The 23,514-nt window shown below is 46.6% G+C and carries 21 protein-coding genes; 14 read left to right on the top strand and 7 right to left on the bottom strand.

From position 1 onward, the window contains the following. Positions 1-19: 19 nt before the first annotated feature. Positions 20-712, bottom strand: coding sequence for a class I SAM-dependent methyltransferase (locus AABK39_RS11720; protein WP_338391540.1), 693 nt, complete (start codon positions 710-712; stop codon positions 20-22). Positions 713-811: 99 nt separating this feature from the next. Here AABK39_RS11720 and AABK39_RS11715 point away from each other — a divergent pair, with 99 nt between their 5' ends. Continuing rightward, positions 812-1,387 carry an acyl carrier protein phosphodiesterase gene (locus AABK39_RS11715; protein WP_338391539.1) on the top strand — a complete coding sequence of 192 codons (576 nt, stop codon included), beginning with the start codon at positions 812-814 and terminating at the stop codon, positions 1,385-1,387. Continuing rightward, positions 1,384-1,902, top strand: a complete 519-nt coding sequence (locus AABK39_RS11710; RefSeq protein ID WP_338391538.1) for a GNAT family N-acetyltransferase — start codon at positions 1,384-1,386, stop codon at positions 1,900-1,902. The genes AABK39_RS11715 and AABK39_RS11710 overlap by 4 nt, the downstream gene beginning before the upstream one ends. A 33-nt stretch (positions 1,903-1,935) precedes the next feature. On the opposite strand, the gene AABK39_RS11705 is transcribed toward AABK39_RS11710, so the two are convergent. After that, positions 1,936-2,679 carry a phenylalanine 4-monooxygenase gene (locus AABK39_RS11705; protein WP_338391537.1) on the bottom strand — a complete coding sequence of 248 codons (744 nt, stop codon included), beginning with the start codon at positions 2,677-2,679 and terminating at the stop codon, positions 1,936-1,938. 261 nt (positions 2,680-2,940) lie between these two features. Between AABK39_RS11705 and AABK39_RS11700 the strand changes: the two genes are divergently transcribed. Genes AABK39_RS11700 through AABK39_RS11675 form a run of 6 tightly spaced genes read left to right on the top strand, consistent with a single transcriptional unit; the run spans position 2,941 to position 8,871 of the window. Beyond that, positions 2,941-3,654, top strand: coding sequence for a CoA transferase subunit A (locus AABK39_RS11700; RefSeq protein ID WP_338391536.1), 714 nt, complete (start codon positions 2,941-2,943; stop codon positions 3,652-3,654). Then, on the top strand, positions 3,644-4,300 hold the full coding sequence (locus AABK39_RS11695) for a 3-oxoacid CoA-transferase subunit B (protein WP_338391535.1): 657 nt from the start codon (positions 3,644-3,646) through the stop codon (positions 4,298-4,300). The genes AABK39_RS11700 and AABK39_RS11695 overlap by 11 nt, the downstream gene beginning before the upstream one ends. Before the next feature lie 59 nt (positions 4,301-4,359). Continuing rightward, a complete protein-coding gene (locus AABK39_RS11690) occupies positions 4,360-5,517 on the top strand; it encodes a homogentisate 1,2-dioxygenase (protein ID WP_338391534.1) in 1,158 nt (385 codons plus the stop codon). A 35-nt stretch (positions 5,518-5,552) separates the two neighbouring features. Next, positions 5,553-6,656 carry a 4-hydroxyphenylpyruvate dioxygenase gene (gene hppD, locus AABK39_RS11685; RefSeq protein WP_338391533.1) on the top strand — a complete coding sequence of 368 codons (1,104 nt, stop codon included), beginning with the start codon at positions 5,553-5,555 and terminating at the stop codon, positions 6,654-6,656. 12 nt (positions 6,657-6,668) lie between these two features. Continuing rightward, positions 6,669-7,961, top strand: coding sequence for a fumarylacetoacetase (gene fahA / locus AABK39_RS11680; RefSeq protein ID WP_338391532.1), 1,293 nt, complete (start codon positions 6,669-6,671; stop codon positions 7,959-7,961). A 7-nt stretch (positions 7,962-7,968) separates the two neighbouring features. Next, positions 7,969-8,871 (top strand): flavin reductase family protein, encoded by a 903-nt coding sequence (locus AABK39_RS11675; RefSeq protein ID WP_338391531.1) that lies wholly within the window; start codon positions 7,969-7,971, stop codon positions 8,869-8,871. 105 nt (positions 8,872-8,976) lie between these two features. On the opposite strand, the gene AABK39_RS11670 is transcribed toward AABK39_RS11675, so the two are convergent. Then, positions 8,977-10,248: a Glu/Leu/Phe/Val dehydrogenase dimerization domain-containing protein gene (locus tag AABK39_RS11670; RefSeq protein ID WP_338391530.1), complete on the bottom strand. Its 1,272-nt coding sequence runs from the start codon at positions 10,246-10,248 to the stop codon at positions 8,977-8,979. Between the two features lie 197 nt (positions 10,249-10,445). Here AABK39_RS11670 and AABK39_RS11665 point away from each other — a divergent pair, with 197 nt between their 5' ends. Then, positions 10,446-11,501 (top strand): COX15/CtaA family protein, encoded by a 1,056-nt coding sequence (locus AABK39_RS11665; RefSeq protein WP_338391529.1) that lies wholly within the window; start codon positions 10,446-10,448, stop codon positions 11,499-11,501. Between the two features lie 77 nt (positions 11,502-11,578). Here the strand turns inward: AABK39_RS11665 and AABK39_RS11660 are convergent, their stop codons facing one another. Further along, on the bottom strand, positions 11,579-11,881 hold the full coding sequence (locus tag AABK39_RS11660) for a Dabb family protein (RefSeq protein WP_338391528.1): 303 nt from the start codon (positions 11,879-11,881) through the stop codon (positions 11,579-11,581). Positions 11,882-12,252: 371 nt separating this feature from the next. Between AABK39_RS11660 and AABK39_RS11655 the strand changes: the two genes are divergently transcribed. The 4 genes from AABK39_RS11655 to AABK39_RS11640 all read left to right on the top strand — a co-directional run bounded on the left by AABK39_RS11655 (position 12,253) and on the right by AABK39_RS11640 (position 16,148). Then, complete coding sequence (locus AABK39_RS11655) at positions 12,253-13,785, top strand: DUF4301 family protein (protein WP_338391527.1); 1,533 nt, start codon at positions 12,253-12,255, stop codon at positions 13,783-13,785. 173 nt (positions 13,786-13,958) lie between these two features. Next, a complete protein-coding gene (locus AABK39_RS11650; RefSeq protein WP_338391526.1) occupies positions 13,959-15,149 on the top strand; it encodes a lipase family protein in 1,191 nt (396 codons plus the stop codon). Between the two features lie 14 nt (positions 15,150-15,163). Further along, positions 15,164-15,790 carry a class I SAM-dependent methyltransferase gene (locus AABK39_RS11645; RefSeq protein ID WP_338391525.1) on the top strand — a complete coding sequence of 209 codons (627 nt, stop codon included), beginning with the start codon at positions 15,164-15,166 and terminating at the stop codon, positions 15,788-15,790. Beyond that, positions 15,777-16,148 (top strand): CoA-binding protein, encoded by a 372-nt coding sequence (locus AABK39_RS11640; RefSeq protein ID WP_338391524.1) that lies wholly within the window; start codon positions 15,777-15,779, stop codon positions 16,146-16,148. Before AABK39_RS11645 ends, AABK39_RS11640 begins: the two co-directional genes overlap by 14 nt. A 105-nt stretch (positions 16,149-16,253) precedes the next feature. On the opposite strand, the gene AABK39_RS11635 is transcribed toward AABK39_RS11640, so the two are convergent. After that, on the bottom strand, positions 16,254-17,348 hold the full coding sequence (locus AABK39_RS11635) for a DUF1573 domain-containing protein (protein WP_338391523.1): 1,095 nt from the start codon (positions 17,346-17,348) through the stop codon (positions 16,254-16,256). 441 nt (positions 17,349-17,789) lie between these two features. On the opposite strand from AABK39_RS11635, the gene trpS reads away from it, so the two are divergent. Further along, a complete protein-coding gene (gene trpS / locus AABK39_RS11630) occupies positions 17,790-18,758 on the top strand; it encodes a tryptophan--tRNA ligase (RefSeq protein ID WP_338391522.1) in 969 nt (322 codons plus the stop codon). Positions 18,759-18,851: 93 nt separating this feature from the next. Here trpS and AABK39_RS11625 read toward each other — a convergent pair whose 3' ends face one another. Together AABK39_RS11625 and AABK39_RS11620 are read right to left on the bottom strand one after the other, a co-directional pair. Beyond that, positions 18,852-20,654 carry an amidohydrolase gene (locus AABK39_RS11625; protein ID WP_338391521.1) on the bottom strand — a complete coding sequence of 601 codons (1,803 nt, stop codon included), beginning with the start codon at positions 20,652-20,654 and terminating at the stop codon, positions 18,852-18,854. A 143-nt stretch (positions 20,655-20,797) separates the two neighbouring features. Beyond that, a complete protein-coding gene (locus AABK39_RS11620; RefSeq protein WP_338391520.1) occupies positions 20,798-23,359 on the bottom strand; it encodes a sugar-binding domain-containing protein in 2,562 nt (853 codons plus the stop codon). Positions 23,360-23,514: the final 155 nt, after the last annotated feature.

The raw sequence follows: 23,514 nt of genomic DNA, 5'->3' as shown, positions 1-23,514 counted from the left end.
CTAGGGGTCGCAATATTTTTTATAAAGTCAGCTTGGCTAGATACTGATCGTTGTCGTCAACAAAGAGGATTTCGAAATGAAACCCTGCTTTTTCGGCCAGTGATTTCATAGTTCTCGGGTCAACATAAACCCAACCAAACCATTTTCCTTTTTCTTCGTCTAATTCATATCTAAAATTCACCTCTCCGTAGTATTTGTCAAAGGGTAACGGTTCGTTCTCGTAGAGGTAAGCCAAGTCGCTTGAGTCGAAGATAATTTGTCCGCCGGGAGCTAAAGACTGTTTTAGCTTGTTGAGCAACTCTGAGACGTTGTCCAGTTTTTGGGCTAAACCTAACCCATTCATGAGCAGAAGTAAAGTGTCATACTTACCTTCGGTACCCAGTGTGAGGATATCCGCTTTTTCGGCTTGCGTAACGCCGCGTTCTCTCATTAACTCTACAGCGAGGGGGGAGATGTCAATGGCCTTTACATCAAAACCTCTGTCTTGCAGAATTAATGAATGCCTTCCGGCGCCGGCGCCAATATCGAGAACTTTTCCCTTACAGTTTTCCAATGCGAGTTCCTCAAGCTCGCTTATGGAATCCTCCCCTTCAAAAAAGACTTCGATTGGCATCATTTCGGGTGATCCGTAATCATTGTGGAGCTTAAATTCCAGTGAGTGTTCCCCTTTGTAATATCGATAGAGGCCTTTGCCGTATAAATCTTCTTTCATTTACTCCCCGTTTTCGAGATGTCGTCGCAGAATTGGCTACCTTTCGGCCCCAAGCCCAGAATATGGATTCTGGTTAGCGACAGAGATAACAACAAATTTATGAATTATTTAGCTCATTTCGTGTTGTCAGATGAAGATACGCTGGTCGGTAATTTCGCTGGAGACTTTGTGAAAGGAAAGAAAACATTAGAGGCTCTTCCTGAAGATTTCCGTCGCGGAGTGATCTGGCATCGGGCGATTGATGACTTTACCGATAGCCACCCTGTTTTTATCCAGTCGGTAAAACGAGTGCGAGCTGAATTTGGTCATTATGCGGGTGTTGCCGTTGATCTTTATTATGATTATTTGTTAGCGACCGATTTTGTGAAGTGGACGGGAGAGGATTTGTCGGATTTTTCACAACGATGTTATAGCGCACTTTCACTTGAAATGGCCACTATGCCTGAGAAAGCGCAATTTGTGTGCGAGCGTATGATACAATATGATTGGCTGGCTTCGTACGCAACGGACAAAGGGCTTGACCGTTCGTTTAAAGGAATTGCGTCACGGACAAAGTTTGATTCTGGCCTAGAGAATGGTTTTACTGTGCTTCAGGATAACGAAAAAGAGCTACGGGCGGATTTCGCTCAATTTTTTCCCCGGATTTTAGAGTTTAAGAAAGATTATTTCAAATGAAGCTGATTGCCGAAACTGAGCGTTTGCTGATACGGGAATGGGATGCGTCGGATGCGAAAGACATTTTTATGCTGAACGAAGATCCTGAAGTTGTGAGGTATACAGGCGATAGGGCTTTTGTGAACGTTAAGGAGGCCCTGTCGTTAATTTTGAATTATGACCAGTATCGGCAGTATGGTATCGGAAGGTGGGCTGTTTTAGATAAAAGTTCAGGTGATTTTCTTGGTTGGTCGGGCCTTAAGCGGAATGGCGACGGTGTTGTGGATCTGGGTTTCCGTTTTTTCAGGAAACATTGGGGGGGCGGGTTCGCTACCGAAGCGGCTTTGGCTTGTCTAGATTATGGTTTTTCGAAAAAAGGAATCTCTGGAATTGTTGGAAGGGCAATGTCAGAAAATATAGCTTCCGTAAGAGTGCTTGAAAAAGTCGGAATGTCTTTCGTGAAGGAATTTGATTTCGACGGGCAATTAGGTGTCGAATATTGTTTGGCGAAGCGAGATTTTGAATTTGGAAAATAAGTTTTGCGCCGGAATTTTTCCAGCGCAAAAACGTTAAACAGGATTCTTAAGACGGACACCGTTCCGGACACGTTCTTCAAGTATTTTGTCAATCTGACCGACAGAGTTGTAAAGCTGTTCGTAGCTGTCAATAATATAATAACAGGTTTGCAGTCTGTCCTTATAAAAAGGAGTGTCGAAAACAGGTTCGATATCAAACTCTCGGTGTTCCGGTTTGTCAGAGAGAGAATATACGGATTCTTGGGGGGAGGATAGTATCCCGGCGCCGTAGATTCGCAATTCGCCTTCTTCTCGGATTAGCCCGAACTCTATCGTAAACCAATATAGGCGCTGCAACATCGTAAGTGCGTCGTGGTTGTCCGTATACTTTATGCCAACTTCCCCGATAGCTTTCATAAACGAAGCGTAAAAAGGGTTCACAAGAAGAGGAACATGACCGAAAGTATCATGGAACATGTCTGGCTCTTCAAGGTAATCCAATTGCTCGGGCTTTCTTAGCCATGTGGAGGAACAAAACTTTTTTTGCGCAAGCAATTCAAAAAAATCTCCGGGAGGTATCAGCCCCGGAACGACATGGATTCCCCAGCCTGTGGCCTTATCCAGAATTTTGTTGGTGTCGGTGAATCTCGGGATACTTTTTTCTGAAAACTCAATGCTTTTTAACGCTGAAAGGTATTCTTTCGATGCTCTTTCCTTTAGAACTTCCTCTTGTCGTTTGTAAAGCAAGCTCCAGACTTCGAAATCTGCGGGGGTGTAATTTTCATAAATCTGTGTCATTGTTTTTGTTTGTTTCCAAAAGCCGAAATAACCTTTCTGAAGGCTTTCTGCTTCTGTTGTGGGTTTGGGTTATAGTGTTAATTGTTGTTGCTTTTATTTCTAAAATATATTATTTATTTTAAAATAATGCCATAATGCATTGCTTTTCATGCTTTCATTTTAATAAATTGGTAAAGCGTAATCTGTAGGATCGCTTCGGGATATGTCTTTTCCGCCTATGGCTTACATGCGAACAACAAACAAAAATAACCCAAAAACCACATGTCCAAAGTATACCAGAACGCCCGTGAGGCCCTGGATGGAGTCAAGGACGGCATGACGCTGATGCTTGGCGGATTCGGGCTTTGCGGTATTCCAGAAAACAGTATTTCGGAATTGGTCCGTCGAGGAATTACCGGCCTCACTTGTATCTCCAATAACGCAGGCGTAGACGATTTCGGAATAGGTCTGATGTTGCATCAGCGTCAGGTCAGTAAAATGATTTCTTCTTACGTAGGTGAAAACGCCGAGTTCGAGCGTCAGCTTCTCAGCGGAGAATTGGAAGTGGAATTGATTCCGCAAGGCTCGTTGGCGGAACGCTGTAGGGCCGGGGGAGCTGGAATTCCCGCATTTTTTACTCCGGCGGGATACGGGACGGAAGTTCAGGACGGAAAAGAAGTCCGGGACTTTAACGGAAAACCGCACCTGTTAGAAACAGCACTTACCGCCGATTTCGCTTTTGTCAAAGCTTGGAAAGGGGACGAGGCCGGAAACCTTGTGTTTAAAGGAACGGCCAGGAATTTTAATCCGATGATGGCGATGGCGGGGAAGGTGACAGTCGCCGAGGTGGAAGAGCTTGTTCCTGCGGGCGAGCTTGATCCGAATATGATCCACACACCCGGAATTTTTGTCCAAAGGATATTTGAGGGAGTCGGGTACGAGAAAAGGATTGAAAAACGTACAGTAACCACCAAAACGGAAGGAAATGTCACTTGATAAATACGGAATAGCAAAGCGTATAGCTCAGGAATTGTGCGACGGGTATTACGTCAATTTGGGAATAGGCATTCCGACTTTGGTGGCGAATTATATCCCGGACGGAATGTCAGTGACCCTGCAGTCCGAGAACGGATTGTTGGGAATGGGACCCTACCCTACCGAAGACCAAGTGGATGCTGATTTGATTAATGCTGGAAAAGAAACGGTGACTACACTTCCGGGCTCGGTTATTTTCGATTCCGCGACAAGCTTCGCCATGATAAGGGGAGGACATGTCGATTTGACCGTATTGGGAGCGATGGAAGTTTCTGAAACCGGAGACATCGCAAACTGGAAGATTCCGGGCAAGATGGTGAAAGGAATGGGAGGGGCGATGGATTTGGTGGCTTCCGCCCAGAATATCATCGTGGCCATGATGCACACCAACAAGCGGGGCGAATCCAAATTGTTGCCAAAGTGTACTCTGCCAATTACCGGCGTGGGATGTGTAAAGCGGATAGTGACCAACTTGGCCGTATTGGACATTTGTCCCGAAGGTTTTCGTTTGGTGGAAAGAGCACCGGGTGTTTCGGTTGAACAGATCAAGAACGCTACCGCCGGAACCTTAATCGTTGATGAGGAAATATTGGAAATGGCAATCTAGTCAGAGCTAGATCCGAATTTAGATTTTGTTTGCTTTTTATAATGTGAAACCACGAACATATGCCTATTTATTACCGTTTGGGGCAATTTCCGCAAACTAGACATACGGTATTCGAAAAGCCCGAGGGTGGATATTATTATGAGCAATTGTTCGGGACCGAAGGTTTTTCCGGACTTTCCTCGCTTCTGTATCACGCTCATAGGCCGACGATGGTAAGGGAAGTTGGCCTGCCCAAAGATGACCGACCAGTACTTGCAGACGACCACAACATTAAAAGCCGTCTGTACGACGGTTTGTCCTTTGTGCCCGCTGACGATTATCTTGATAGCCGTTCGGTGATTCTGTTCAATTCGGATTGCGAGGTTGGAGTGGCCGCTCCGCGGAAATCGCAGGAGGATTATTTCTACAAGAATTCCGATGCCGATGAGATTCTGTTTGTGCATGAGGGGACAGGAACACTGAAAACCATGCTTGGGCAAATCGACTATGTTCCGGGCGATTATTTGGTTATTCCAAAAGGAATTATTTATCAGCTGAGATTTGACGGGGAGAATAATAGGCTCTTGTTCGTAAATTCGTTTTCGCCAGTATATACGCCTAAAAGGTACCGGAACGGATTTGGACAAATGCTGGAGCATTCTCCGTTTTGCGAACGTGATTATAAGATGCCTCAGCGCTTGGAGACCTTCGATGAGAAGGGAGAGTTTACCGTTGTGATTCGAAAACAAGGCTTTTTGCATCCGGTGGTTTACGCCTCTCACCCGTTTGACGTTATAGGTTGGGACGGTTATAATTTCCCCTATGGCTTTTCCATAAAAGACTTCCAGCCGATAACGGGAAAAGTCCACATGCCACCACCAATCCATCAGACTTTCGAATCCAGGGGATTTGTAGTTTGCTCCTTTTGCCCACGTTTATACGATTACCATGAAAAGGCTGTTCCAGCCCCTTATAACCACAGTAATATCGACTCCGACGAGGTGATTTATTATGTGGAGGGTGATTTTATGAGCCGGAACGATATCGATAGAGGTTATATCACGCTACACCCTGCTGGGATTCCGCATGGCCCGCACCCTGGGGCTATGGAGCGAAGTCTAGGCAAAAAGGGAACGGAAGAATACGCCGTAATGGTGGACACTTTTAAGCCGCTGAATATTGCGAAACCGGCGCTGGAAATCGAGAAGCCAGGATATTTCCGGTCTTGGCTGGAGTAAGAAAACAACAACGACACAAACAAAACAACCCTAAAATGAACAGTAATACCGAGGACATTCTGCCGATAAACGGAACAGATTACGTCGAGCTGTACGTTGGCAACGCTTTGCAAGCGGCGTATTATTACCAAACGGCTTGGGGATTTCAGCCTTTGGCCTTTTCGGGATTGGAAACCGGGAATACGGAGACGGCGTCATATGTTTTGCGCCAAGGAAAAATAACTCTGGTGCTTACCGCTCCCTTGCATAAGGGAACGTATATCGGCGAATTCGTTGACAAACACGGTGACGGCGTCCGAACGGTCGCTTTTTGGGTCGATGATGCCGAGAAGGCTTATTACGATACCGTCGGCCGTGGTGCGAAATCATTTATGGAGCCCGTAACGGAGCAAGATGCTGACGGAACGGTAGTTCGTTCCGGAATCCACACTTATGGCGATGTAGTACACCTTTTTGTAGAGCGAAAGGACTATAACGGCGTTTTCTTGCCTGGTTTCAAAGCTTGGGCGCCTGCGTATGAAGTTGAGCCTTTGGGTTTGGAATATGTCGATCATATGGTTGGGAATGTTGGCTGGAATGAGATGAACGTGTGGGTCAAATTCTATGAGGATGTATTGGGCTTCAAGCAGATTATCTCTTTCGATGATAAAGATATTTCGACGGATTACACTGCGTTGATGAGCAAGGTGATGTCCAATGGCAATGGCAGGATCAAGTTCCCGATAAACGAACCTGCCGAGGGCCGGAAGAAATCCCAAATAGAAGAATATTTGGATTTTAACCATGGGCCGGGCGTACAGCATATCGCGATGGCTACGGATGATGTAGTGACTACAGTCCGGGAATTGCGTCGCCGAGGTGTTGAGTTTTTGAGAGTTCCCGCAACTTATTACGAAAGCTTGACCGAACGTGTCGGGAATATTGAGGAAGAAATAGAAATTTTGGGTGAATTGGGAATCTTGGTTGACCGTGATGATGAGGGGTACCTCTTACAGATTTTTACCAAGCCACTGGAACACAGACCGACTTTATTCATCGAAATAATTCAGCGAAAAGGAGCGAAATCTTTCGGGAAAGGAAATTTCAAGGCCTTGTTTGAAGCTATTGAACGCGAGCAGGCTTTGAGAGGGACTTTGTGAGATAAAACCGTGATGGAAAACACATTCGCATTAAAATCTTGGGTGCCTGGGGCGGATGCTTCGGGTTTTCCCGTCCAAAACCTTCCTTTTGGTGTTTTCAGGCACGAAGGGGACTGTCGTGTGGCCGTTCGGATTGGAGATTATGCCTTGGATTTGCTAAACCTCTGGCGAATCGGCTTGCTCGACGGATTGGGCTTGAAGCTTTCTGTTTTGCAAAACGATTTTCTGAATGATCTTATATCATTGGGAGACAAAAAAAGGAAAGCGTTAAGAAGTCGTTTACAAGATTTGTTATCCGAAAATGCGGACGCAATAGAACGTGAAAAAACAAATCGCTGTCTGAAGCCACTTTCGGAAACGGAAATGAAATTACCGCTGAATATTGGCGATTACACTGATTTTTATTCTTCCGAACATCACGCCCGAAATGTGGGGACGATGTTCCGGGGAGCTGAAAACGCTTTGATGCCTAATTGGAAAAGTCTGCCAGTAGCCTATCACGGACGTTCTTCCTCGATTATCGCATCTGGAAAGCCTGTAAGTTGGCCGAAAGGACAAATTTGTGACAGCGAAGGAATTCCTACGATTGGTGAATCCCAAAGGGTGGACTTTGAGTTGGAGATGGCTTTTGTTATCGGAAAAAATTCGAAACAGGGCAACCCCGTGGAAATGAAAAAAGCCGGGGACCATGTTTTCGGTTTTGTTTTGTTCAACGATTGGTCGGCCAGGGATATTCAGCGTTGGGAATACGTTCCGTTGGGGCCTTTCGCCGGGAAGAATTTCGCGTCGTCTATATCGCACTGGATAACGCCGTTGGAGGCGCTGGAACCATTCCGGACTGCCGGGCCAGAGCAGAGTCCAGACCCGTTGGAATATCTTCAAAAGCAATCCGATTGGCATTTCGATGTTACCTTGGAAGTGAGTGTCTTCACCGTTGACGATCACGAAGAAGTTATTTGCCGGACGAATTCCAAGCATTTGTATTGGGATATTTGCCAGCAATTAGCCCACCATACTTTGGGCGGATGTAACGTTAGGGTTGGCGATTTGATGGCTTCTGGAACTATCAGCGGACCAAACAAAGGCGAATGGGGATCGATGCTTGAGGCATCATGGAATGGAGAACAACCTATCGTTTTTGGCAACGGGGAAAAGAGATCCTTCTTAAAAGAAGGAGATGTGGTTTGCTTACGTGGCTTCGCCGAATTTAAAGGAGTCAGGATTGAACTGGGAGAGGTAAGAAACCAATTGTTAGCCCGCTCGGAAGAGGCGGTTGCGACAGCGGAACGGAATATTTTGAACTGACATGGTTATGGAAACGATCGATTTCAGGACCTTGAGTCCGCAGGATAAATATAAGTATCTGTCTTCGTCCGTAACGCCACGCCCGATTGCACTTGTTAGCACTGTTGACGGAGCGAGGAACGTGAACTTGAGTCCGTTTAGCTTCTTTAACGTGTTTTCGGCAAATCCGCCAATCTTGGTTTTCTCGCCACTTAGGAGTATTCGTACGAACGAAACTAAGCACACGTTGGATAATGTCCATGAAGTACGTGAGGCGGTAGTAAATTTGGTTTCGCATGATATGGTAGAGCAAACTTCATTGTCGAGCGGTTCTTATGAACGTGACGTGGATGAATTTGCCAAGAGCGGTTTTACGGCCCAAGCTTCCGAATTGGTGACACCACCAAGAGTTAAAGAGGCTCCCGTTTCGTTTGAATGCGAAGTGAAAGAGGTTGTGGCTCTGGGAAACGAGGGCGGAAGCGGCAACCTGGTGATATGCGAAGTGAAAATGATGCATGTCCAAAAGAGGATCTTGAAAGATGGTCTTCCCGATCCGTTTTTGTTGGATACCGTTGCCCGTCTTGGTGGCGATTGGTATTGCAGAGCGAGCGGGGATTCCCTTTTCGAAGTCGAAAAACCGATTGGGAAATCCGGGCTAGGTGTTGATTCAATGCCGGAATCTGTTCGTAACAGTGATGTGCTTTCGGGAAATGACTTGGGGAAGCTCGGCGGTATTGAGAGGTTTCCGAGTAAATTGGACCAGAAGGATTTTCTGAAGGAATATGTTTATGCTGTGGAGGAAATTATGAATTTGGCCGAAGCGGGAAAACGATTGAGAAAATTGCATACTTGGGCCAAAGAGCTTATCGCAGAAAGAAAAATTCAGGAGGCTTGGAGCATTTTGCTGTGGGCAGACACTCTTGGAGAATGATATTATTTTCGGATACGTTTGGTTAGTCGATTCCTGTTGAAAATGCGGGAGTCGGGAGAAGTTCCGCCAGCAAACGGCTGGCGGACTTTTTCTCAAATTAGTTCTTTAAATCAGATCGGCTAATGAGATCCGGAAGGCTGAGGCGGTTAGCCCGCATTTGTCAGGGTTAATCTCGTTAACTTTTAACAGCGCTTTTCGAATAGCTTCGGAAGTCGCTTTGAAAATGCCTTGGTCCGTAAGATCGGCGGGATGGCGCATCAGATAATCGAAAGTTTTGGCCATTCCGCAGTTGGCGATAAAATCAGGAATAACGGCTGATGTATTGTCAGCGTAACGGCTTATTTCACCGAAGAAGATTTCTTTATCAGCGAAAGGAACATTGGCGCCACAGGAAATAAGCTCAAGTTTTCTGTCCGCCATTTTTTGAATATCCTCTTTACTGACAAGCCTGGAAGCCGCTGCGGGAATAAAAATTTCGGCATCAGTATGATTGAGGTCTTTTTGGGCCTGTTCTCTTGAAACCATAGCCTCGGAGTTAAGCTTGTTTCCTTTTTTCAACAGAAAAAGTCTTCTCACTTCTTCGAAATCCAAACCTTCAGGCTTTACGATTCCATGGTCTTTATCTAAAATCCCAACGATTTTCACTCCCGATTGTGCCAGATAATATGCGGCGGAAGCTGCCACATTGCCCCAGCCTTGGATTACGGCTCTTTTTCGTTCAAGGTCTCCGCCCCAGATATGGTAATAATGTTTGACCGATTCGGCAACTCCATATCCGGTGATCATATCGGATACATTGAACTTGCGTTTGACGTCCGGCGAAAGATAAGTGTCTTCGATAACTTTCTTAACACCAAGCCTTAACTGGCCCAAAAGGCGGATTTTGTCCGGTTCGTCAGCCCTGTGGTGGCCATTGACAATACCTTCTTGCGGGTGCCAAAGTCCGTAATTCTCTGTGATGGGGATTACCTCGGCCACTTCGTCTACATTTAGGTCTCCGCCGGTTCCGTAATAATTTTTCAGTAGGGGAGTGACGGCTTTGTACCAACGGTGAAGCACGCCTTCTTTTCTGGGGTCGTTCGGATCGAAATTGATTCCGGATTTGGCTCCGCCGATAGCGGGCCCGGATACCGTAAACTTCACTTCCATGGTTTTGGCAAGCGAGACCACCTCGTGTTTGTCGAGACCTTTTCGCATTCTGGTACCGCCACCGGCCGCGCCTCCGCGAAGGGAATTGATCACAACCCAGCCTTGGGCTTCGGTTTCCGTATCGTTCCATTCGAACACGATACTCGGACGCTTTTCCTCAAAGGACCGGATCATACCGTTTACGTCATCCGTACCTGCCTCTCGGTACGTTGTTTCTTCGTTTTGCATGTTTTGTATTAGGGTTTGAGTTGTTGTTTGTCCAATCGTCGTATCGACGTTTTCTATGGGAGCGATTGGTTATTTCAGTCTTTAGCCGATACCTTGCGTACGTCGCCCAGGGTGAAGGGCGCAAAAACCGTTCGAGGAACATTCCTCAGGCTTTAAGGTGAATTGTAAACGATTGGAGACTAGATAATTTAAATAAAATGAAGGGGAATAACAAATGGATGATTCGGTGGCTCTATTTGGGTTGCGCTTTGATATTTGTGATGGTGGTGATCGGTGGAATAACGAGGCTTACGCATTCGGGCCTTTCGATGGTGGATTGGAAGCCGGTCACCGGCGCTATTCCGCCATTGAGCGAGACGCAATGGCAGAATGAGTTCGAAAAGTATCAGCAATTCCCGGAGTTCCAAAAGATCAATTATGATTTTACTTTGGAAGAGTTCAAGTCGATTTTTTGGTGGGAATACCTGCACCGGTTGCTGGGCAGACTTATCGGAGTGGTTTTCCTGATTCCCTTTCTTGTCTTTTTGGCAAACCGAAAAATACCTGAAGGCTATACGCCTAGGCTTTTGTTGATCTTTCTTCTAGGTGGCTTGCAAGGGCTGTTGGGCTGGTATATGGTGAAAAGCGGTTTGGTAGACGTTCCCAGCGTAAGCCATTATCGTTTGGCTGCTCATTTGGTTACGGCCTTCTTGACATTCGCTGTCACGTTTGATACCGCCTTGAAATTACAATTTTCCGGGTATGAAGAAGGACACGCATCGTTGAAAAAATACAGAAAGGAAATGATCTGGTTCGTGGTGTTTCTTTCTGTACAAATCATATACGGAGCCTTTGTGGCGGGGCTTAAAGCCGGCTTGGTCTTCAACACTTTTCCGAAAATGGGGGATTCGTGGATCGCCGAGGCTGTGACCGCCATGTCGCCATTTTGGAAGAATTTTGTGAGTGGTTTGGCCGGTGTGCAATTTATACATCGCTATTTGGCTACTGGTTTGCTAGTTTGGGGGCTGGTATATTGGTTTAGAAGCAAAAATGAACCTTTGGGTAAATATCAAGCCAGAGCCTTCAACTATTTTGGGGTCACTTTGGGAATTCAATTCTTATTGGGAGTGATTACTTTATTAATGAAAGTGCCCGTTTTTATGGGAGTGGCTCACCAGGCCGGGGCGTTTTTGCTATTAGGCACATGCCTTTTCGTGCTAAACAGAACGTCTAATAAAGTGAAAAAAGTAACTCCAACTTTGGTTGAAGTCTAAGCGGTAGGTATGGTTTCTTTCAAAAAAGCCCGGCTTAGGTTAGATATAGGCCGGGCTTTTTGGTGGAGAAAGTTCTCTTAGAATTCGAAATCAGTAACAACCCTTTCTGATACTACCGAACCGATAAAAGCGCCAGCTTCTTTGTGATCTGGGTGTGTTTGGTAAGCGTCCAAGCCTTCTTTGTCTGGGTGTGTTGTAATTAAAACAAGATCAAATGCGGCTTCAGAAGGATTGAAATTTTCTCCTGTTTCCAAACTCGAAAGTGTTTCGATTTTGCCTTTCAGGGATTGTAAAATTTCTATAGTTTTTTTGATGTTTTCGCTTTTGGTGTTGCCGTTGGCTTCATCCTTAAATCTCCACATCACTACGTGCTTGACCATAATCGTCTGGTTTTTTACAGTTTTTGAAAGAAACACAAGTTACTTTATTGAATTCGTAATTCAAGGCCCGTCAACTCGAAAAATATATGGATTGAAATTTTTCCAGTGCGGTTTGAATGGATAAGTTTGATGTTAGAAATTTTATTTTTGTCTTTTTTGAAGAAATAAATCCTTTACAAACGTTTTCAAATTGTAATATCTTAGTTTTTATCGAATTTATTTTTGCAAATAGGTGGATGAAAAAAAAGAATATCTTCTATCTTCGCAGTTGAAAACAGAAACCGCCTATTTTTCGAAAAAACGTTTGTTTTTCGGACTAGAGAAGGTTTTTCGTCGTTTTACAAGGACACACATTTTCAGCAGACGGTTATATGCAGTTTTCCGAAAAAGATCTCAATCAGTTAAAGGCAAAAGGAATGTCGCCGGAGTCAGTGACCCGGCAGTTGAGCAATTTCGAATCGGGCTTCCCATTCCTAAACATCGTAAAGGCCGCGTCTATTGGCGACGGTATTACGGCGTTGGATGAGGATTCGGCCGAGGAATACGCCTTGGCATACGATAGGGAGTCAAAAGGTCGCCGAATTGTGAAATTTACACCAGCTTCGGGTGCGGCCACCAGAATGTTCAAGCACTTGTTTGAGTATCTGAATGGCACTTGTGACATGACTCCGGCGGTAAAAGAGTTTTTTAGCGAGATTAAATCCTTTTCGTTTTGGAGTCTTTTGGAAGCGGTTGCAGAAAAGCAAGGTTGGGATATAGAGGAACTGCTGAAGAAAAAGGAATATAAAACCGTATTGGAATTGTTGTTGACTCCATTGGGTTTGAATTATGGAAGCATGCCCAAAGGATTATTGGAGTTCCATAGTTACAAAGCGGAAACTAGAACACCTTTGGAAGAGCATTTTGTGGAAGGTGTAACTTACGCAAAAGGCAATGAAGATACGGTCCGTTTACATTTTACGGTTTCCCCCGAACATCTAGAGTCTTTCCGTGAGCTGTCTACTGAATTGAGCGAAAGGTATAAAAAGACTCATGGGATTTCCGTGGAGACTGAGTTTTCGGTCCAAAAGCCGAAGACGGATACGATAGCGGTGGAGGAAGACTTGACCCCTTTCAGGGACGATGATGGCGGTATGCTGTTTAGGCCTGGCGGGCACGGTGCTTTGATCGAGAATCTCAATGACCTGGATGCAGAAATCGTTTTCCTGAAAAATATCGACAATGTGGTCTGTGACAGGTTTAAGCGTGACACTTACTTGTACAAACAGGCGCTTGGCGGATTGTTGCTCGATTATGAGCGCAAAATCCACCTTTACATGGATCTGTTGGAGCATGAGGACAGCATGACTTCAGACCTGATTGAGGAGATGAACAACTTTGTTGAGGAGCAACTTTGCGTATTGCCTTACGACCGTCCGGCAAACCGCGAGGAAAATATCTACTGGTTGAGACAAAAACTTAACAGGCCTATTAGGGTTTGCGGAATGGTTAAGAATGAGGGTGAGCCTGGCGGAGGCCCGTTTTGGGTTATCAATGAGGATCATTCCATTTCGTTGCAAATTGTCGAGCAAGCGCAGATCGATTCTTCGAACGAAGTGAAAGCGACGATCTTGAAAGGTTCGACTCACTTTAACCCTGTTGACTTAGTTTGTTCGATTCGGGATTATAGAGGTGAGCCGTTTAACCTTGAGAATTTTGTGGATCACAAGGCCGGGTTCATCACTAAAAAGACAAGAAATGGAAGGCCGATAGTGGCACAGGAACGACCTGGATTGTGGAACGGAGCGATGTCGGACTGGAATACCATTTTTGTAGAAGTTCCGGTATCCACGTTTAACCCGGTAAAATCGGTTAACGATTTGTTGAAAGAAGCTCACCAACCAGATCCGGCAACGGTACTTTAAGGTCTTATATTCGAAAGACAATAAAGAAATGGAAAGTCACCCCGGAGGGTGACTTTTTTTGTGCAAAAAATTACGGGGTTTTGTATTATTGGTTCTTCAGAATCGAAACTTTTTCTTTTGCCACTCGCTATACATTCCAAAGTCATATTTAATTTGGAATAAAAAATTGTCTTATGCTAAAGTCGGAGTTTCGTTTAATTGCCCTGATAGCGTTGCTGGTTCTTGCTCAGGCCTGCGGGTCGTCGTCGAGTGATGAGGATATTGTGCCGGTGAATAAAAAGCTGGTTTCTTATAATGAGTCAGGTTCGCTTACGTCCAGCGCGGCAGTTTTGGGAGCCACTTTTTTGGGATACGGAGACTTGGCCAATATTCTGGAACATGATATCAAGACTTATAAAGTTGTTTATAAGACAAACTTGGGCGACAAGGAAGTGGAGGCTTCGGGTATTGTCAGCCTTCCTGAGGGGGACAAAGCTTTTCCTTTGGCGATGATTCACAGGGGAACCATTTTTTCCGACGGAGACGCTCCGTCCGAAGAATCGTTTTCAACTTACGCATTGGCTGGTTCTGCGGGTTATATCGGAATTACCCCGGATTTGATAGGTTTTGGTACTTCGAAAGATGAAAACCATCCTTATTATTTATATGAGCCTACGGCGAAAGCCTCTGTCGATATGCTCGTTGCCGTCAAAGAAATGCTTCAGGAAATGGGGAAAAAGCACACTTCGGAAATGGTGATTGCCGGTTATTCTCAGGGAGGGTATTCCGCATTGGCCACTTTGAAATGGATGGAAGAGAACGAGGAAAACCACGGGTTTGAAATATTGGGAGTGGCCGCCGGGGCAGGTGGGTTCGATATTAAGGATGTGGCTCTTGGCGCTATTGCGCAAGACGATTATCCGTCTATGGCTTATTTGGCTTTTGTGACTAACTCATATGTTGAGAATAACGATTGGAATCGGCCTAGAACAGATTTTTTCCATTCGGATTACGCTTCGGGAATGACAAATATGCTTGATGGAAGGTATGGACAGGGAGAGGTGAACGATCGTTTGCCGGATAACGTGTCAGATTTGTTTAATCCAGATTTTCTTACAGGTTTGCAAAACGGAAACGAAGCGGAATTTTTGCAGGCTCTGGAAAAGAATAGCGTTGCGGATTGGGCTCCGAAGGCCAAAGTGAGATTATATCATGGTACGGGGGATGAGATCATCCCGATGGCTAACACGATAGCCACAAAGAACTTGATGATAGAAAATGGTGCTGAAGCCGTTGAGTTCAAAGAGTTGCAGGCTGATTCGCACGCTGCCGGCGCAATGGAAATGCTGAAGGAGGTTTTTGTGTGGATGAGAAGTTTGGAGTGAAAAAGAAACATTAAATGAGATTGAACACAAATTCTTGGAACCGATTACGCTATACTTTTTACGCTCCTTTTTACGATCGGATTGCTGAGGTTCTTGAACCGCACCGCAAGCGCTCTATACAAAGTTTGGAACTGGGGGCTTCCGACAAAGTGCTGGTTCTTGGTGCGGGAACAGGCTTGGATCTTCCATATTTACGTGGGGTGGGGCATGTGTCCGCAGGTGATATTTCTCCTGCAATGGTAGAGAAAATCCGTTCTCGGTCCGCAGGGTTGGGGAAGGAAGTCGATGCGAGAATCCTAGACGGGCAGAATATCGATTACCCCGACTCATCGTTCGACGCCGTTGTGTTGCACCTTATCGTAGCCGTGATTCCGGACCCTTACGCATGTATGCGAGAGGTTGTCAGAGTACTTAAGCCCGGTGGTACAGTTGCGGTTTTTGACAAATTTGTAAAACCAGGCGAAGCCCCCGGACTTGCCCGTCGTTTGGCTAATTTATTTACATCAGCCCTTTTTTCTGATATTACCCGAGATATTGACAAAATCATTTTCGGGACTGGGATGACTAAGATTTCGGATATTCCGGTAGCTTTTGGAGGGAATTTTAGAGTGATAAAACTGTTGAAAAATGAAGAAAGATAAAACTTTGGTGATCGGCGCGTCGACAAATCCGGAGCGCTACTCCTTTAAAGCCGCCAATATGTTGGCCGAATACGGTTGTCCTTTCGTATTGTCGGGATTGCGGGAGGGGACAGTGGCCGGCTCACCTATCCATGATATCCGTAAACGTGAAATGTTTGAGGGCATCGACACCGTTACGTTATACGTCGGGCCAAAAAATCAGGCGGAATTGGAAGAATATATAATTTCGTTGAAACCCCGTAGAGTGATTTTTAATCCAGGAACCGAAAGTCCTGATTTTCAGAAAAAGCTGGAAACCTCGGGAATTGAGGTGCAGGAAGCCTGCACGCTGGTGCTATTACGTACCGGGCAGTACTGATGTCGGGATAGTTGCCGAACTGACAAAAAAGAACAGGCCTCCCATAACTTCGGGAGGCCTGTTGTTATTCCTTACAATAATTTTTTAGGCTTGATGCCGAATGTGTTATTGCTTGGTGGGTGCCTGAACATTGGCGCGGATGGTGATGCGCTCAACAGGTTTTGCGGGATCATTAGTGTAGACAGTCACTGTCTTGATCTGCTTGTTCGTGCGTGTGCCAGTACGGAAATCGACGGTCATGTCAGTGGATTCGCCCGGTTTCAGCACATCTTTTTGCTGACGAGTGAGTGTGCATCCGCATGAGGTTTTCGTTTTCTTGATTCTCAGGTCGCTTTTGCCTGTATTAGTCACGGTAAATTTGGCCGAAACAGTTTGGTTCTGGGCGATATTTCCGAAGTCGTGAACTTTTTTGTTAAGCGTAAATACAGGCGCTTTAGCCTTCATGGCCTCGGTCATCGGCGGGAAGTAATCCTCCACAGTGGCTGCTATCCTGAAGCGTTTCGTTGGCTCTTTGGTATCGTTTGTCCCGATTTTCATATTGTCCATCAGGAAGCCAAGGTCGTCTTTTTTCTTGCCGTCGTAAGTCAGTGTCAGCTTGGCTGTTTCTTTCGGCTTGATGCTTCGGGGGCTGATTGATACGCTGATATGGGCTGGGATGGTATTCTTTCCTGTAAAGATAATCGGAGCGTTGCCTGCGTTGTAAAGTTCGTAGGTTTTTACTGTCGGCTTGTTGTTCAATACTTTGCCTAAGTGAAACACCGAATACTTTGCGCGGATGTTTCCGAGTGTGATCGGATATTTTCGTTCCGGTGTGAGCGGTGCCGGCGTGACGGTGCCTTTGATATAAAGTCGGGATGTCGATGGCGTGGCGTTTGACGTAATAGTCAAAGACTTGTGGAATGCGCCCGGGCGGTTTTTCGGGTCGTAAGTAGCAACTACAAATCCGTTTTTGCCGGGAAGCACGGGTGTCTTGCTCCAATCCGGAGTGGTGCATCCGCATGAGGCCCTAACGCTTTTGATTACCAAAGGTGCGTTGCCGTCGTTTTTGAACACGAAGCGGTGTGTGATTTTTCCTTCAATCTCCTTTACCGCCCCGAAATTGTGGGTCGACTCCTTGAACGAGATTCTTGGTCCCTGTTGCGCCAAGAGGTTGGCGGCGGTGAACAGCATCATAAATATGCCGAGAACACTTTTTTTCATCGTTACGTCTTATTTGGTTTCTTATAGTATCTTTTTGTCGTTTCGGTATGCATTCGCAAAAACCGCACAATCAAAAATATCAAAATATCGGCCTGTTGTTGAGCGGAAAGGGAGGTTTTAGTTTTTTTTAACACCTTGCGCCCTTTTTAAGGCTATGGGTATAACGAAAAAATTCTGACTCTTGCGTGCCCCTTTATCCGCTAATGGTTAATTTTGGCGCTTTGAGTAGTTTGGCCAAGGCAAAGAAGGAATAAATATCAAAAACCGTTTGACTGGCAAACGTTTATCTCAACATAAAGCCTTTTGTGTGCTCCGAATTATTTTGGAGAAACCGAAAACGATTAAATTGGCGGTTGCTCCAAGTCGTTTTTCGGCAAAAGCACGGGGATGATTCCTGCTTTATGAATTACACCGAACTATTTTAACAGAATTTATACTGACATGTCGAGAATACTTACGGGAGTCCAAAGTACGGGAGCGCCCCATTTGGGCAATCTTCTCGGGGCCATTATTCCGGCCATCGAGCTGTCTAAGGACCAGAAAAACGAGTCCTTGTTTTTTATCGCCGACCTTCACTCGCTTACCACCATCAAGGATGCCGAGGAGCGCGAGCACAACGTAAACGCTACGGCGGCGGCTTGGTTGGCTTTCGGATTCGACACCGACAAGAATATCTTCTACCGCCAATCGAGGATTCCCGAAGTGTGCGAACTTACTTGGTACCTGAACTGCTTTACGCCGTATCCGATGTTAGCTAACGCCCACTCGTTCAAGGATAAAGCTGGTCGCCTTTCGGACGTTAACGCTGGGCTGTTCACTTACCCAGTTTTGATGGCCGCCGACATCCTGTTGTACGACGCCGAGTTTGTGCCGGTTGGGAAAGACCAGATCCAGCACTTGGAAATCACACGCGATATCGCAGGTACGCTTAACCGCAAATACGGCGAGCTTTTCGTTGTGCCTGAAGTGCGTGTCGACGAGCAAGTGAAGATCATTCCGGGCGCTGACGGTACGAAGATGAGTAAGTCGAAAGGCAATACGATCAATATCTTCCAAACCGATAAGAAATTGCGCAAGCAAGTGATGTCGATCGTAACGGACAGCACGCCGTTGGAAGAGCCGAAAGACCCTGAGACTTGCAATGTGTTCGCATTGTACAAGCTCTTGGCTCCTGAAAGCAAAGTGGAGTTGTTGCGTGAGCGTTATTTGGCCGGAAACTTCGGTTACGGACACGCCAAGACGGAATTGTTTGAGTTGATCAAGGAGAAATTCGCCAAGGAACGCGAAACCTTCAACTACTACATGGAGAACCTCGACGAACTCGATAAAAAACTCCAAGAAGGCGAAGCCAAAGCCCGTGAATTGGCCCTCACCAAATTAGCTCAAGTACGCAAAGCCTTAGGCTTTTAGAATTATATTAGTAAAGAGTCCAGAGTAAAGCGTAAAGAGTAAGGACGTCAGTACTCTTTACGCTTTACTCTGGACTCTTTACTCTTTACTTTATTATTTAATAATTTCACGGAGATCCGTATCCGTTCCTGTTCTGAATTCGAAATCGTTCAGGCGGTTGTGGGTTACTTTTCCCCCCATCATAGTAAACAGAACTTGCGTGGCGTGCAGTTGGTGTACGGGCACTGTCAATGGATTTTCGTCCAAGATAATTACATCTGCCTTTTTACCGACTTTTAGGCTCCCGATCTGTTTTTCCGATCTTAATTGATAAGCCCCGTTGTAAGTATAGCCTCTGAGTAGTTCGGCAACCGATACCCGTTCGCTTTTTTGTGGAATGGGAAAGGAGTTTGGTTTGCCAGGCACTTGTCTGGTCCGGCCGGTTTCTATGCCGTACATTGGCGAGCTTTCTGTCAAAGTTCCCCCCGTAGCGGGAAAATCACTTCCGAGACTCATAATTACCCTGTTTTTCAGAAATGTGCGGAACTCGAATTGATGATTGGCCCTGCGTTTTCCAAGCTCTTTTACCCAAAGTTTGTAATAAGTGCTGTGGAGGTCTTGTGGCCATTGTGGCGAAACTTGGGCGATCACACCCAAGTTAGCGAAGCGCTTGATATCTTTTTCCCTGACTAACTGAAGGTGGCAGATCGTGTGTCGGGTGTCTTTTCTTCCCGTTTTATCTTGGCTGGCCTTGATTGCGTTTAGCGCTTCATGCGCTGTCCGGTCGCCTATAGCGTGGATATGCGTGTCTATTCCGGCCGAGTCGGCTTGGATTAACAGGCGGGTCAGGGTTTCCTGATCCAACATTACGGCTCCGCTATTTTTCGGATGGTCGGTGTAAGGTTCCAACAGCGCCGCCGTTTCGGCTTCGATTGTCCCGTCGTTAGGGATTTTGATTGCGGAGGGAATCACAAGCTCGGAAGTAAATTCTTCTTTCAGAGCCAAAAAATCCTTGACCGCATCTTCGGCCTCTGTTGGGCTTGTGACGTAATGACTGGTATAATAGCGCACGGGCAAATCGTCGTCCCTTTCCAACTCCGTTAGAGCGGCAAGGGCGTAGCGCTCCAAACCGGGCACGCCAGCGTCAAAAAGGCTGGTGATACCGAATGAGGCCAAGACAGGGAGAATTTCCTTCAGCCCCTGTTTAAAGTCCGAAGAAGACCCTAAACCAAGTTTTGGGAGTTGTGGCCAAAAGGCCCCGCCCTCAACCAGCCAGCCCGTCGGTTCTCCGTTTTTATCCCTTTTGTAAAAGTGGACGCCCGGAAGCGGGTCGGGAGTGTCTTTTCCGATGTCCAGCAATTCCAGAGCTTCGCTATTTACCCAAGCACTATGGGCGTCGTTGGCAATCAGGAATACCGGTCGATTGTGGATTACGCTATCGAGTTCGGACTTGTGCGGTCCGTTTGGCTCGAAGAGGTCATTGGACCAGCCGAAGCCGAAAATGGCCTTTTTGTACGGATGACGCTCGCTGTAGGCCTTCAGCGCTTCCATTATTTCTTTTTTCGTACTGAATTCCAGTAACTGTACTCCCGTATTTAACAGTCCGGCAACGGCGGGGTGGATATGCGATTCCACAAAACCGGGCATCAGCATTCGGCCTTTCAGATCCACTACTTTGGTGTTGGGGCCTATCCAGTCGTCTACTTGGCCGTTTTTGCCCAAAGCCGTTATAGTGTCTGCCGAGATGGCGATTGCCTCAGTCTTGGTTAAGTCAGTGTCCATAAGGTACACAATGCCGTTTACAAATACCCAGTCGGCGAATTTTCCGGAAGGGGCTTCCTCTTGTTTTTTGCTTGAACAGGCAAATACACTCAGGGTCAAGCCGAAAAGAATCGCGCAAAAATATCTGCTTTTCATGTTTATAGTCTGAATTGCTACAAAAAGGCAACAGGCTAAGGAGTGGGGAGGTTCGAATTATTCGAGAAGAGGTTTTGGTGTCTATTCAATGAATGGAGGAGAAAATGGAAAAGGCGTCACGGTGCGACGCCTTTTTCAAGCGGTTATTTCGCAAAAACGATAACCATTCCGGATTCCAACCCGTCCGAGCTTGCTTCGACCACAATCTTTCCTTTCCTCCCGGTACTTTGGACCATTAAAAGACACTTGCCACGGAAAGCCCGACGGCGGGGAACCTTATATCGTGACAGATCCAGCGGATCACCGTTGTCTACGCCGATAAGGCGGGCGGGGCCTTTTATATCGAACGTGACCTCGTTGGAAGCCATCGGGCAGAGAGTGCCCCGCTCGTCGGTGATGTCTATAGTGTAATGGATTACGGACCGACCGTCGGCTAGGGTTTCTGTTTTGTCGGCCGTCAATCGGATCTTTTTAGCCTGGTCAGCGGTCCGGACGGAATCGGTGGCTACGGCCTTGCCTTGGCGGTAGGCTGTGGCTGTTAATGTTCCTTTTTTATAAGGGACTAACCACTTCAGGTCATTCTTTTTGTAAGCTTTTGTACCTAGTGATTTTCCGTTTAAGCTCAGGCTAACCGAATCGCAGTTAGTATAAGCCACAACGGGTACAGCTTTTCCTTCTTTTCCGGGATGTGTCCAGTGCGGAAGCAGATGTACCATCGGTTTGTCGGTCCACATGCTTTGATAGAGGTAGAAAGCGTCTTTGGGAAAACCACAGATATCGATCACGCCGAAATTGGCGAAGCGAGAGGGCCATTCGTTGGTTTCGCCAAGATAATCGAAGCTCCCCCAACGGAATTCGCCCAACATAAAGTCGAAGCGTTCCGTCCGGTTCCAAGATTCGCGGGCCGAGCAACGGACAAAGGCATTGTCGTATGACGATTGGTAATACAAATGCTTGGCGAAAGGCTTGTTGTTTGGAATCGGAATACTGTTGCCGTCTTGGTAATAGTGTGTCTGGGTTTCTTCAGGAAAGAACTCTTCGGAGGCTAGATCATCTTTGAGGAATATCCGTTTCTTGAAATCTTCGTCCAGCGGTTTTCCGCCATAGGTTCGTGTCTGTTCCCACATGGCCGGAAAGTGCTGACGGCGATAATGCGTGTTGCTTCGGTAAACGCCCCGGGTTTGGTAAGTGTGCGGCAATTCCGTCCCGATCATCGGCACTTTCGGGTGTCGGGCATGGTAGTCCTCAAGCGTGTTGCGGTGTTCGGCGCTTCCGTTGAATCCCTTTATATCGAGATGGCCTTGGGTGTTTAGGTTCGTGGTTTCTTTTCTGGAAGGGCTGTGTCCGCCTTGTGTCACGGGGCGGGTGGGGTCGAGGTTGTGGCAGATGTCCACCAGCATTTTCTGGGTCTTGAGCGTGGCGCCAGGCACTTCGTTGCCGATGCTCCAAATTATCACGCTGGGGTGCGAGCGGTCACGGCGGATAAAATCGGAAAGGTCACGGACGGCCCACTCTTCGAAGAAATTTCCGTAGCCGGCACGGGTTTTATTTCGCTCCCAGCCGTCGAAGGACTCGTCCATAACCATCAGGCCCAGTTCGTCGCACATGCGATAGAACTCGGGAGCGAAAGGATTATGCGCCGTCCTTACGGCATTGCAACCCATACTTTTCAATAGTTTCAGTCGGCGAAGCCAAACGTCCTCAGGCACAGCGGCGCCAACGGGGCCGGCGTCGTGGTGGGTGCAGACGCCTTTGATTTTAAGGCGTTGTCCGTTTAGGCGGAATCCGTCTTTGGGACTGAAAGAAATATCGCGGATACCGACTTTCCGCTCGGCGTAATCGGTGGTTTTTCCATTTTCAGAAAGAAAGACCTTGAGCGTATACAGGTTTGGATTTTCGGGCGACCAGCGTTGCGGATTTTTTACTTCGGAATCAAAATCGAAAGGTTTTTCCTCTTCCGGTCCGATCTTGAAAATGTCAGTGCTCTGGGCTACGGTTTTTCCGTCGGGGTTTTTAAGCACTGTTTTTACCGAGATGTTTTTCGGCTTATCGCTTTTGTTTACGATATCGTAAGTGGCCTTAACCTTGGCGGTGTTGTTTTCCGTCGGTTGGTGGCGGAAATAGACGCCCCAAGTTTTGATATGCGCGGGGCTTTTTACGTTGAGCCATACATGGCGGTAAATCCCCGAGCCCGGATACCAACGGTCCGAATAGGAATCGGAGCGGTCTACGCGCACGGCGATCACATTTTTGCCGGAGCGCAGATATGGAGTAAGGTCGTATTCAAAGCCTATGTACCCGTAAGGGCGCTTGCCGAGATAATGACCGTTGATCCATACTTCGCTGTTCATATATACGCCGTCGAAAAGGATGGCTACGTGTTTGTCTTTCCAGCTTTTATTCGTTTTAAAAGTCTTGCGGTACCAGCCTACACCAGCCGGCAGGTAGCCGGTTCTCCATTCGGTATTTGGGCCGTTGGAATATTCGCCTTCCACCGACCAATCGTGCGGAAGATCCAGCGAACGCCATTTTTTGTCATTGTAATCAGACGATTTGGCTTCGGCGATATCGTCCAGAATAAATTTCCAGCCGTGGTCGAAGTTTATCGGTAAGCCGGGTGCGGATTGGCTTTGGCCGTAGGCCGAAATGGCGTAAAATGTCAGCGCAAAGCAAAGGCGGAGTGTAAATCGGACTGCTTTTGTCATATTTTGGAAGAAGCTTTTTGATCGAAAAATATAATCCCGAATCTGCGGGGAAGACAAAGGCAAGAAGACGAAACGGGAAGAAATACCGGGATGCCGAATTGTGAAAATAGGGGTGACATATCCGTAAAATGGCCTCTGAAGACGTATGCCGAAGG

It is taken from the genome of Fulvitalea axinellae, from assembly GCF_036492835.1.
Classification (GTDB): domain Bacteria; phylum Bacteroidota; class Bacteroidia; order Cytophagales; family Cyclobacteriaceae; genus Fulvitalea; species Fulvitalea axinellae.
The sequence above is the reverse complement of the archived record's forward strand: the minus strand, read 5'-3'. Positions and strand labels throughout refer to the sequence as shown.